Annotated in this window: 9 protein-coding genes; 6 read left to right on the forward strand and 3 right to left on the reverse strand. The window is 52.9% G+C overall.

Annotation, left to right across the window (positions count from 1 at the left end):
* Positions 1–6 precede the first annotated feature (6 nt).
* Together udk and apbC are read right to left on the reverse strand one after the other, a co-directional pair.
* Entirely contained in the window at positions 7–648 is a 642-nt protein-coding gene (gene udk / locus QWJ20_RS03995; RefSeq protein ID WP_010281304.1) for a uridine kinase, read from the reverse strand.
* A 188-nt stretch (positions 649–836) separates the two neighbouring features.
* The gene (gene apbC / locus QWJ20_RS04000) at positions 837–1,946 is read right to left on the reverse strand and encodes an iron-sulfur cluster carrier protein ApbC (RefSeq protein WP_039482652.1); all 1,110 of its coding nucleotides are present in this window, start codon (positions 1,944–1,946) and stop codon (positions 837–839) included.
* 222 nt (positions 1,947–2,168) lie between these two features.
* On the opposite strand from apbC, the gene metG reads away from it, so the two are divergent.
* The 6 genes from metG (at position 2,169) to QWJ20_RS04030 (ending at position 11,730) form a co-directional block, all read left to right on the forward strand.
* Positions 2,169–4,199, forward strand: a complete 2,031-nt coding sequence (gene metG, locus QWJ20_RS04005; RefSeq protein ID WP_433991926.1) for a methionine--tRNA ligase — start codon at positions 2,169–2,171, stop codon at positions 4,197–4,199.
* 280 nt (positions 4,200–4,479) lie between these two features.
* On the forward strand, positions 4,480–7,527 hold the full coding sequence (fdnG, locus tag QWJ20_RS04010) for a formate dehydrogenase-N subunit alpha (RefSeq protein ID WP_249680836.1): 3,048 nt from the start codon (positions 4,480–4,482) through the stop codon (positions 7,525–7,527).
* A gap of 12 nt (positions 7,528–7,539) precedes the next feature.
* Positions 7,540–8,448, forward strand: coding sequence for a formate dehydrogenase subunit beta (fdxH, locus tag QWJ20_RS04015; protein ID WP_433991927.1), 909 nt, complete (start codon positions 7,540–7,542; stop codon positions 8,446–8,448).
* Positions 8,441–9,076, forward strand: coding sequence for a formate dehydrogenase-N subunit gamma (gene fdnI, locus QWJ20_RS04020; protein ID WP_249680832.1), 636 nt, complete (start codon positions 8,441–8,443; stop codon positions 9,074–9,076). The genes fdxH and fdnI overlap by 8 nt, the downstream gene beginning before the upstream one ends.
* Positions 9,077–9,388: 312 nt before the next feature.
* The gene (locus QWJ20_RS04025) at positions 9,389–10,465 is read left to right on the forward strand and encodes a sugar ABC transporter substrate-binding protein (protein WP_095994062.1); all 1,077 of its coding nucleotides are present in this window, start codon (positions 9,389–9,391) and stop codon (positions 10,463–10,465) included.
* A 14-nt stretch (positions 10,466–10,479) separates the two neighbouring features.
* Positions 10,480–11,730, forward strand: a complete 1,251-nt coding sequence (locus tag QWJ20_RS04030) for an LVIVD repeat-containing protein (RefSeq protein ID WP_433991928.1) — start codon at positions 10,480–10,482, stop codon at positions 11,728–11,730.
* 57 nt (positions 11,731–11,787) lie between these two features.
* Here QWJ20_RS04030 and pgl read toward each other — a convergent pair whose 3' ends face one another.
* Positions 11,788–12,786 (reverse strand): 6-phosphogluconolactonase, encoded by a 999-nt coding sequence (pgl, locus tag QWJ20_RS04035; RefSeq protein ID WP_433991929.1) that lies wholly within the window; start codon positions 12,784–12,786, stop codon positions 11,788–11,790.
* Positions 12,787–12,869 lie beyond the last annotated feature (83 nt).

The following is a 12,869-nucleotide window of genomic DNA, read 5'->3' on the forward strand; positions in this document are numbered from 1 at the left end:
TATCGACTACTCAAAAAACTGGCTTATCTTGGCTTTCAAAATATCAATCGCAATACGGTTTTTCCCGCCGCGCGGCACAATAATGTCGGCATACTGCTTAGAGGGCTCGATAAATTGCAGGAACATCGGGCGCACGGTCTTCTGATACTGTTCCATCACGGAATCCATTGAACGCCCGCGCTCATTAACGTCACGGCGCATACGGCGCAGCAGGCAAATATCCAGCGGTGTATCGACAAAGATAGAGAAATTCATCTCACTGCGCAGGCGCGCATCCGTCAGCAGCAGGATGCCTTCCAGGATAATGACCTTTTTCAGCTCGATATGCACGGTTTCCTGCTTGCGGGTGTGCTCGACATAGCTGTACTGCGGGACTTCGATCGCCTGACCGGCTTTCAGCATCTGCAAATGCTTGAGCAGCAGACTATGATCCATCGAGCTCGGGTGGTCGTAGTTAGTTTTTACCCGCTCTTCCATTGTCAGGTGGCTTTGATCTTTATAATAACTGTCTTCAGATATCACCCCGATATGCTGATCACCAACCTGATCGCGCAATTCTCGATACAAGGTGCTGGAAATAAGACTTTTACCCGAAGCGGATGCTCCTGAGATCCCGATGATGACGCACTGGTGAGACTGATCAGTCATGGTATTAACGACCTGATTAACATAAATAAAAGAGAGGGGAATGCGCCAACGGGCGCTTTGACGCGGCAATTATAGGGAGTTACCCCCCTTCACGCCACCCTTTCCGCGTATTGCGCACGAGGGAAATCGCATGCTGGCGTAGGATTAAGCCGGGAAAGAGCCCGGCTTATTACTCTCTGGCGGAAGCGTTACAGCGCTCGGAAAGAAATTTCGCTGGGAATCGTGTCACCCTGCCAGTAGAGCTGAGCGGCAACCTGCCCCGCCAGTTCGCGGTACAGAGAAGTGAATTCGCTGTCCGGCTGGCTGACTACCGTCGGTTCGCCACGGTCAAGGTCTTCACGCAGGGAGATGTGCAGTGGAAGCTGACCTAATAGGGAACAGTGGTACTTTTCCGCCAGCTTCTGCGCACCACCCGTGCCGAAAATCGGCTCCAGATGACCACAGTTGCTACAGATGTGTACGCTCATATTCTCTACGATGCCCAGTACTGGCACGCTGACTTTTTCAAACATCGCAATGCCCTTCATGGCATCCATTAGCGCGATATCCTGTGGTGTCGTCACGACGACCGCACCAGTGACAGGAATACTCTGCGCAAGCGTCAGTTGAATATCACCCGTACCCGGCGGCATATCTAATACCAGATAGTCCAGATCCGGCCAGAGTGTATCCTGCAGCAGCTGCAATAACGCTTTGCTGGCCATCGGCCCACGCCACACCATGGCGTTATCGTCCGTCACCAGATAACCAATCGAGTTGGTTGCCAGGCCGTGCGCGATAATCGGTGCCATATGTTGACCGTCCGGCGAGGTTGGACGCTCACTGGCCGAGCCCAGCATGGTCGGAATGGAAGGACCGTAGATGTCGGCATCCAGAATGCCCACATTCGCACCTTCAGCCGCCAGCGCTAGCGCCATATTGACTGCCGTACTGGATTTGCCGACTCCGCCTTTGCCGGAACTGACGGCAATGATGTTTTTCACGCCCTTCACGCCGGCCTGATCGTTAACCCGACGCAGCGTCGCGATATCGTGCGTTAAACGCCACTCGACCGCCTTTGCGCCTGATAAACGTAATAACTCATCGCTAACCGTTTCCTTTAATACAGCCAAACCGCTCAGCCAGACAAACGGCATCGTCAGGTCGATATGCAACACGTTGTCCAGCAGCGCACAGTGGCGCAGCGCATTCAATGTCGTCAGGTTATTTTTCAGTGTCGGGTGCTGAAAAGTAGATAAAACCCCGGTGACCATCGCACGCAGTGCTTCAGGACGTTGTTCGGGGACTGTCGCGTTCATTCCGGCTCCTTGAAATTCTCATATTTGACCGTTGAGACCGTGTACAGCATACCAGAGCCATAACCGTCTGACGCCCTTCGGCGTCAAAAACGTGGAAACGCCACGCAAATTAAAATCTACCATGTGGTTTCCTGCCGTTTTACTCACGCCAGCGGTTTACGCAGCAAGGCGCTATCGGTTAACATCGATTTCCCTCTATTCACAAAAGAAAGCAAGTTCCTCATGACTCAAGTCGCAAAGAAAATCCTGGTAACGTGCGCGCTGCCTTACGCTAATGGTTCGATCCACCTCGGTCATATGCTTGAACACGTTCAGGCCGATATTTGGGTTCGTTACCAGCGAATGCGCGGCAACCAGGTTCACTTTATCTGTGCGGACGACGCCCACGGCACGCCAATCATGCTGAAAGCACAGCAGATGGGGATTGCGCCAGAACAGATGATTGCGGCAATGAGTCAGGAACATCAGCAGGACTTTGCCGGTTTCAATATCAGCTATGACAACTACCACTCCACGCATAGCGAAGAGAACCGCGAGCTGTCAGGCCTGATTTATGGTCGTCTGAAAGAGAACGGTTTTATTAAAAATCGCACCATTTCTCAGCTGTACGACCCAGAGAAAGGCATGTTCCTGCCGGACCGTTTCGTCAAAGGCACCTGCCCGAAATGTAAGGCTGCCGATCAATACGGCGATAACTGCGAAGTCTGTGGCGCGACCTACAGCCCAACAGAGCTGATCGAACCCAAATCAGTGGTGTCAGGTGCCACGCCAGAAATGCGTGAAACAGAACACTTCTTCTTCGATCTGCCTGCGTTCAGCGAGATGCTGCAAGCCTGGACGCGTTCCGGCGCATTGCAGGAGCAAGTCGCTAACAAGATGCAGGAGTGGTTCGATTCTGGCCTGCAACAGTGGGACATTACCCGCGACGCACCGTATTTCGGTTTTGAAATCCCCGATGCGCCGGGCAAATATTTTTACGTCTGGCTGGATGCGCCAATCGGCTACATGGGTTCGTTCAAGAATCTGTGCGACAAGCGTGGCGATCTGAATTTTGATGATTTCTGGAAGAAAGACTCCGACGCGGATTTGTACCACTTCATCGGTAAAGACATCGTTTATTTCCACAGCCTGTTCTGGCCAGCCATGCTGGAAGGCAGCGGTTTCCGTAAACCGACAAACCTGTTCGTGCACGGCTATGTCACGGTCAACGGCGCCAAGATGTCTAAATCACGCGGCACCTTCATTAAAGCGGGCACGTACCTGCAACATCTGGATGCCGATTGCCTGCGTTATTACTACGCGGCAAAACTGTCTTCTCGCATTGATGACATCGACCTCAATCTGGAAGATTTCGTTCAGCGCGTGAATGCTGACATCGTTAACAAAGTCGTGAATCTGGCATCACGTAACGCCGGTTTCATTAACAAGCGCTTTGACGGCAAGCTGGCGGACAAGCTGGCCGACGCCGAGCTGTACAAAACCTTCACCGATGCCGCCACCAGCATTGCCGAAGCCTATAGCAGCCGTGAATCCGGGCGTGCCATTCGTGAGATCATGGCGCTGGCAGATATCGCCAACCGCTATGTTGACGAACAAGCACCGTGGGTTGTGGCGAAAGCAGAAGGTCGGGATGAAGATCTGCAAGCCATTTGCTCAATGGGCATCAACCTGTTCCGCGTACTGATGACATACCTGAAACCGGTTCTGCCTTCGCTGTCCCAGCGCACAGAAGCGTTTTTGAACACGGAACTGAGCTGGGATGCGATTGCCACGCCGCTGCTGAGCCATCAGGTTAATCCATTCAAAGCGCTGTTCAACCGCATCGATCTGGATAAAGTTAACGCAATGGTTGACGCATCGAAAGAAGACATGGTCGCCGCACAAAAAGTCGTGTCTGGCCCGTTGGCAGACAACCCGGTGCAGGACACCATTAACTTTGACGATTTTGCCAAAGTCGATATGCGTATCGCACTGATTAAGCAGGCTGAACTGGTTGACGGTTCTGACAAGCTCTTACGTCTGACGCTGGATCTGGGCGGCGAAACCCGTCAGGTCTTCTCCGGCATTCGTGAAGCTTATCCCGACCCGGCTACGCTGGAAGGCCGTTTAACCGTGATGGTTGCCAATCTGGCACCGCGTAAAATGCGCTTCGGCATATCAGAAGGTATGGTGATGGCAGCCGGTCCCGGCGGGAAAGATATCTTCCTGCTGAGCCCAGACAGCGGCGCCCAGCCGGGTATGCAGGTCAAATAATCATCAAACCAAGCCGGATTTTTATCCGGCTTTTTTTTGCAACAATTCCTCCACAAACTCCCGCTTATTCCACTTTGACTGACTCGTCACGTCACATTATTTGTAACCATGAAATAACAAAATCGTTATGCATTACAATATACAACGAATAAAAAATATACCTCTTTATAGGTGTTATGGGGGTTTAAATACTTAAATTTTGATTTTGCGCAAAGCCCACAACTTGTGTGTTGTTAAATTGCTCGCAACAAAAATGACACATAATTACACAGGGAAACTAATGCAACTGAATAGAAGAGGTTTCTTTAAAGTTTGCGCGGGGGGGATGGCTGGAACCACTCTCGCGGTATTGGGCTTTACACCCACGGAAGCAATGGCATCAGTACGTCAATATAAGCTGTTACGGGCAAAAGAGACGCGTAACAACTGCACCTACTGTTCAGTTGGTTGTGGTGTGCTCATGTATAGCCTGGGCGATGGAGCCAAAAATGCGAAGCCTTCTGTTTTTCATATCGAAGGTGATGCGGATCACCCAGTCAGCCGCGGCTCCCTTTGCCCGAAAGGTGCGGGCCTGGTTGACTACATCCACAGCGAAAACCGCCTGCTCTACCCTGAATACCGCGCACCTGGCTCAGACAAATGGCAACGAATCAGCTGGGACGACGCGATTGAACGCATCGCGCGCCTGATGAAAGCTGACCGTGATGCCAACTTCGAACGCACCAACGCCAAAGGCGAAACCGTCAACCGCTGGCTGACTACCGGTATGCTGTGCTCTTCAGCCGCCAGCAACGAAACCGGTATTCTCGATCAGAAATTTGCCCGCGCACTCGGCATGGTTGCCATCGACTGTCAGGCGCGTTTGTGTCACGGGCCAACCGTTGCCGCGCTGGCACCGACATTCGGCCGTGGCGCGATGACTAACAACTGGGTTGATATCAAAAACGCCAACGTCATCATCGTGATGGGCGGAAACCCAGCAGAAGCGCACCCGGTCGGTTTCAAATGGGCCGTTGAAGCGAAAACGCACAACAAGGCGAAGCTGATTGTTGTCGATCCGCGTTTTAACCGCTCCGCGGCCGTTGCCGATCTCTACGCACCTATTCGCGCAGGTTCAGATGCCGCCTTCCTGTTAGGTATCGTTAACTACCTTATTACGAACGATAAAATTCATCGCGAGTACGTGGTGTCTTACACCAATGCCAGCCTGATCGTACGTGATGACTTTAGCTTCGACGAAGGCTTATTCAGCGGCTACGACGAACAAAAACGCCAATATGACAAATCCAGCTGGCAATATGAGTTAGATGAGTCCGGTTTCGCCAAACGCGATAACACGCTGTCCCACCCGCGCTGCGTCTGGAATCTGCTGAAAAAACACGTCTCCCGCTATACGCTGGAAATGGTGACATCCCTGTGCGGCACCTCAGCCAAAGATTATGAAGAGATTTGCCGTACGCTGGCTGAAACCTGTGTACCGAATAAAACCGCAACCTTCATGTATGCACTGGGTTGGACGCACCACACCAACGGCGCGCAAATTATCCGCTCCGCTGGCATGATCCAGCTTCTGCTGGGGAATATTGGTATGGCAGGCGGCGGCATCAACGCCCTGCGCGGTCACTCCAACATTCAGGGGTATACCGACCTAGGTCTGCTGTCGTTAAATCTGCCGGGCTATATGCCACTGCCGTCAGAAAAACAGCCGGATCTGAATACCTATCTGGGCCAAATCACACCAACCGCCGTGTTGCCCGATCAGGTTAACTATTGGAAAAATACGCCAAAATTCTTTATCAGCATGATGAAAAGCTTCTACGGCGATCACGCACAGGCCGCGAATAACTGGGGTTATGACTGGTTGCCGAAGTGGGATCGTAGCTACGACGTTATGGTGCAAACCGAGCTGATGGTGGAAGGCAAAATGAACGGCTACATCGTTCAGGGCTTTAACCCTGTTGCGGCATTCTCCAACAAGAATAAAGCGACCGAAGCGCTCTCCAAACTCAAGTACATGGTCATCATCGATCCGCTGGTCACAGAAACCTCCACGTTCTGGCAGAACTACGGTGAATTCAACGACGTGGATACGAAGTCCATTCAGACTGAAGTCTTCCGTCTGCCGTCTTCCTGCTTTGCCGAAGAGAATGGCTCTATCGCCAACTCTGGTCGCTGGTTGCAATGGCACTGGGCGGCGGCCGAGCCACCAGGAGAAGCCCGTCACGACGGTAAAATCCTCGGTAAGCTACTGATGCGTCTGCGTGAGTTGTATAACGAAGAAGGCGGTACTTATCCTGATCCAGTGATGAATATCAACTGGAACTACAAAGACCCAGAAGATCCGCATCCAGAAGAAATCGCCCGCGAAGCCAACGGCATGGCGCTGGTTGATATCTACGACGACAGCGGCAAACTGATTCTGAAGAAAGGCCAGCAGCTCGCCGATTTCTCACAGTTGCGTGATGACGGTACCACGTCCAGTTTCTGCTGGATTTACGCCGGGAGCTGGACAGAAGCCGGTAACCAGATGGATAAACGCGACAACGCCGATGCTGGTCTGGGCTGTACGCCGAACTGGTCATGGTGCTGGCCGCAAAACCGCCGCATTCTCTACAACCGCGCCTCCGCCGACCTGCAAGGGAAACCGTGGGACAGCAAGCGTAAATTGCTGGAATGGACCGGCCAGAAGTGGCAAGGCATTGATGTGCCCGACTTCGCCGCAACCGTACCACCAGGCAAAGACACCGGGCCGTTCATCATGCTGCCGGAAGGTCTGGCACGTCTGTTCTCCGTGGACAAACTGGTAGACGGACCGTTCCCTGAACACTACGAACCGATCGAATCGCCTATTGGCACTAACCCACTGCACCCGTCGGTGATTTCCAGCCCGGTCGTGCGTTTGTTTGCGCGTGATGCGAAAACCATGGGCACCGCGAAAGATTTCCCTTACGTGGCAACGACATACTCGATTACCGAATTGTTCCGTCACTGGACAAAACACGCGCGTCTGAACGCGATTGTGCAGCCAGAACAGTTTGTTGAGATCGGTGAAAATCTGGCGAAGAGCAAAGGCATTAAGGCGGGCGATGAAGTCAAAGTCTCCTGCCAACGTGGCTACATCAAAGCCAAAGCGGTGGTCACCAAGCGAATCAAAACGCTGGAAATTGCCGGACGCAGCGTGGAAACCATTGGTATCCCCTGCCACTGGGGCTTTGAGGGAACCACGCGTAAAGGGTTCCTGGCTAATACACTCACCCCGAGCGTCGGCGACGCTAATTCACAAACGCCTGAGTACAAAGCGTTTTTGGTTAATGTAGAGAAGGTGTAAGGGTAGCCAACTATGTCAATGCAATCACAAGATATTATTAAACGTTCGGCCACCAACGGCTTTACACCGCCTCCGCATGTGCGTAACGACAAAAGCGAAGTGGCAAAACTGATCGATGTCACCACCTGTATCGGCTGTAAAGGCTGTCAGGTGGCTTGTTCAGAGTGGAACGACATTCGTGACGACGTCGGCCATAACCTCGGGGTTTATGATAACCCGGCGGATCTGAGCGCCAAATCCTGGACGCTGATGCGCTTTTCCGAAGTGGAAGAGAACGATCGTCTGGAATGGCTGATCCGTAAAGATGGCTGCATGCACTGTAGCGATCCGGGTTGTCTGAAAGCCTGTCCTTCCGCTGGTGCGGTTATTCAGTATGCCAACGGTATCGTCGATTTTCAGTCTGAGCATTGTATCGGTTGCGGCTATTGCATCGCCGGCTGCCCGTTCAATATTCCACGACTGAATAAAGAAGATAACCGCGTCTATAAATGTACGCTGTGCGTCGACAGAGTCAGCGTTGGGCAAGAACCTGCCTGCGTGAAAACCTGTCCGACGGGTGCCATTCGTTTCGGTACGAAAGAAGAGATGAAGCATCTGGCAGAAGAACGTATCGCCGATCTGAAAAGCCGTGGTTACGAGAACGCAGGCCTCTACGATCCGCAGGGCGTAGGCGGCACACACGTGATGTATGTTCTGCACCACGCAGACAGACCATCGCTCTATAACAATCTGCCGAATGACCCGCAGATTTCTACGCCGGTCAACCTGTGGAAGGGCATTCTGAAGCCACTATCTGCGTTAGGGTTTGTCGCCACGTTCGCTGGGTTAATGTTCCACTACATCGGTGTGGGTCCAAACACAGAAGAAACGGACCATGACCACGAGGGAGAAGACAAAGAAGGGGGAGACAAACATGAGTAAGCCACAAATGATTTTGCGCACCAAGTTTATCGATCGCATCTGTCACTGGATTGTGGTGATTAGCTTTTTCCTGGTCGCGCTCTCAGGTATTGCTTTGTTTTTCCCAACCCTGCAATGGCTGACGCAGACGTTTGGTACGCCACAGATGGGGCGTATTCTGCACCCGTTTTTTGGCGTGCTGATCGTCATCTGTCTGATCCCGATGTTCTTCCGCTTTGTTAGCCATAACATTCCGAAGAAGCGCGATCTACCGTGGTTCCTCAACATTATTGAAGTGTTGAAAGGCAATGAGCATGAAGTCGCTGAAGTGGGTAAATACAACCCAGGCCAGAAAATGATGTTCTGGAGCATCATGGGGCTGACGCTGGTACTACTGATCACTGGGGTAATCATGTGGCGTCCTTATTTTGCCCACCTGTTCCCGATTGATGTCGTGCGCTACGCCATTCTGATTCATGCCGTTGCGGCTATCGTCCTCATCCATGCCATCCTGATCCATATGTACATGGCGTTCTGGGTTAAAGGCTCGATCAAGGGCATGATTGAAGGCAAAGTCTCCAAGCGCTGGGCACGTAAACACCACCCACGGTGGGCGCGTGAAATGGAAGAGAAAGAAACGAAGAAATAATTCGCTCTCTTTTCATCTCACCGTCTTCATTCGACAAATAAGTTTGTCAACGGCCTTAAATGCCCGCCTCGCGGGCATTTTTCTTTTTATCCGCAGTCAGCACAAATCGTTATAACTTAAACCCAAAAGTCATAATGTTCCCCTCTTCCTCGTCTATCGCTCAACGGCTATGATGCAGTATCATTTTTAAATAGACATCCAGACATAAAGACAGCTATAAAGTAGTGACGCAGAAAACATAACAATACTGCCATCGACACGACACACTTTCATCAACACAAGATCCCTTTATAAAACGCCATGGAGCTGATAATGAAGAAATTTACGCCCGCCCTGCTTGCACTGAGCTTACTGACTGCATTACCGGCACTGGCTAATCAGAATGCCACCATTGCTCCCGTTCCGGCCGCTATCGCCAACCATGACGGTCCGGTTCGCATCGCCGTTATCCGCAATCTGGGTTCGGACGACAACACCACGCAGTTTGTTTCCGGCGTGCTTGAAGAAGGTAAAAAGCTGGGCTTTAAGGTCAGTACCTTTCTGAGCAACGGCGATGATGCCCGTTTTCAGGACTTTGTGAATCAGGCGATTAGCCAGAAATATGATGGCATCATCCTGTCACAGGGCCGCGATCCCTACTCTACCGATTTAATTAAACGCATTGTCGACAGCGGCATTGCCGTTTCCGTGTTTGACACCGCCGTGAATGGCGAGATTCCGGGCGTGACTGTCACCCAGCAGGATGACGCCTCCCTGACTAACGAATCACTCGGCCAACTGGTGAAGGATTTCAACGGTAAAGCCAACATCATCAAACTGTGGGTTGCCGGCTTCCCGCCGATGGAACGTCGCCAGCTCGCTTATCAACAGATCCTGAAAGCTAACCCCGGCATCAAGGAACTCGAATCGATTGGTGCCGTGTCCTCTGACGTTCAGGGCGATACCGCTAACAAAGTCGGCGCGGTGCTGGCGAAATACCCGAAAGGCAAAATCGATGCGATCTGGGGATCGTGGGATGCCTTCAGTCAGGGCGCTTATAAGGCGTTGAAAGAAAACGGCCGGACCGAAATCAAACTGTACAGCATCGACATCTCCAATCAGGATTTACAACTGATGCGCGAAGCGAGCAGCCCGTGGAAAGTCAGCGTAGCTGTTGATCCTAAACTAATCGGTAAAGTTAACCTGCGTCTGGTTGCCAACAAGATTGCCGGTGAACCAACGCCTGCAACCTATGAGTTCCGCGCTGCCGCGATTCCACAGGCGCTGTTAGCCAGCCAGCCGGGTGCAGTCAACGTCGCCGGATTGGCGAAAATCATCCCAGGCTGGGGCCACACAGATGATTTTATCGCACCGTGGTTTGCTACACTGGAAGCCAAACAGGCGAAATAACACGGAGATAACTCATGGCATCGACTCCTCTGCCCACCCCCGATTACAGCCGTAACATGCGGCTGATTGGGCACAGCGATCAGGGTGGCAGACCCGACGGCGTGCAGGTGATGGTTCATCGCGGCTACGCTTATATCGGGCATATGGTTTCACAAGGCGTGTCGATTGTGGATGTGCGCGATGCCAAGAATCCAAAACCGGCGGGGTTTATTGCTGCCCCGCCCGGCACCTGGAATATCCACCTGCAAACGCACGATGACCTGCTGCTTGTCGTCAACGCGCGCGATTTGTTTGCCGACGCCAACTTCGCCGAGGAAAAGGTCTATTACACCCGCTCCGTCGCCGACACGGTCAGTACCAAGCAGCAGGGTAAAAGCTGGAGCGCTGGATTACGGATTTTCGATATCTCAACGCCGGATAAACCGCGCGAAATCAGCTTCCTGCCGCTGGACGGCATTGGTATTCACCGCATCTGGTACGTGGGCGGGCGTTGGGCTTATGTCTCCGCGCTACTCGATGGCTACAGCGACTATATCTTTCTGACTATCGATCTGGCCGATCCGCAGCGCCCGGAAGTTGCTGGCCGCTACTGGCTACCCGGCATGCATACCGCTGGCGGAGAAACTGCAAGCTGGCCGGAAGGCAAGCGTTACGCCCTGCACCATGCCATCATCAGCGGCGACACCGCCTATGGCAGCTGGCGCGATGGCGGATTGACGCTGCTGGACGTGAGCGATCGCACCAATCCACAGCTCATTAGCCACCGTAACTGGAGCCCACCGTTTGGCGGCGGTACACACACGGCGCTGCCGTTGCCGGATCGCGATCTGCTGATCGTGTTGGATGAGGCGGTATTGGATAATCAGGAAGATGGCGAGAAATTGATTTGGGTGTTCGATATTCGTGAGCCGAGCAATCCGGTGAGCATCGCCACCTTTCCGCAGCCGAAAGAGGCGGACTATGTGAAGAAAGGCGCACACTTTGGCCCACATAATCTGCATGAAAACCGGCCCGGCAGCTTCATCAGTTCGTCACTGATTTTCGCCACGTATCAAAACGCAGGGGTACGAGCTTACGACATCAGTAACCCGTATCAGCCGAAGGAAACCGGTGCGCTGGTGCCTGCCGCGCCAGACCGAATGGTCGACAAACGCCCCGGCAGACCGCAGATTATTCAGTCTTGCGATGTGTTTGTTGATGCCGACGGCATCATCTACAGCACGGATTACAACGCGGGTTTATCGATTATCGAATACCGCGGTTAATCAAAAAAAAAGCCCTGCGGATAATAAACGCAGGGCTTAATGTTGTGCTTAGCTAACTTAGTCCAGCGCCAGCACCGACACCCACATTGGCCCCTGGCCGACGGCGTAACGCGCCAGCGGTTGCAGATCGCCCGTGTTCTGGTCGATGTGATACACCTCAATGTGCTGCGATTTCTGCCCTGCTGAAATCAGGAACTCACCGGTGTTGTCGATATTGAAACCGCGCGGCTGCGTTTCGGTCGGCTGATGTCCGGTCAGCGTTAACGTGCTGCCGTCTTCAGACACCTGAAAAACACTCAGCAGGCTGGCGGTACGATCGCTGATGTACAGGAAGCGGCCATTCGGCGTAATGTGAATATCTGCCGCCCAGCACGTGTCGCTAAAGCCAGCTGGCATAGCACCCAACGTTTGCACTTTCTGCAATTCCCCGCTGGCGGCATCCAACTGATACACATCCACCGAGCTGTCCAATTCATTCACGCAATAGGCAAAGCGTTGATTCGGGTGGAAAGCCATATGGCGTGGACCCGCACCCGCTACCGTCGTCATTTCGGCCTGACGGTGTACGCTCAATTCGCCAGCCGCACCCAGATCGTACAGGCGGATGCGGTCTTCTTTCAGGCATGGTGCCCATACGACAGAATTGGTTGGATCGATATTGGTAGAGTGACACCCTTCCAGCCCGTCCAGTTGCTGGATCGGCTCGCCGACGATGCCATCAGCACCAATCGGGCTAACGCTAACGCAGGCACCGCTGTAAGACGCGCTGAACAGGAAACGTCCGTCGTTATCGGTCGACAGGTGCGTCGGGCTGCCCGGTAAAGACGCGACACCCGCTTCCGTCAATTTACCCTGTTCATCAATACGATAGCTCAGAACCCTGAAATCAGGACGAACCCCGACATACAGGTGACGCTTGTTCGGTGCGATCACCATCGGCTGAACCTGTCCTGGAACGTCAACGGTTTGCAATAATGTCAGATTTCCCTGAGCACCGAGTTGCCAAACATGAATCTGCTGGCTTTCTGGGCTGGCGACATAAACCACTTGCTGCATCGTATTCTCCTTATTTTTCACGCGAATGTGGCGGCACAGGAAGGCTCAAAAGAAGTTCATCCGAAGGATAACGAACCAGCTCA

Source organism: Pectobacterium sp. S5 (genome assembly GCF_051707265.1).
Classification (GTDB): domain Bacteria; phylum Pseudomonadota; class Gammaproteobacteria; order Enterobacterales; family Enterobacteriaceae; genus Pectobacterium; species Pectobacterium polare.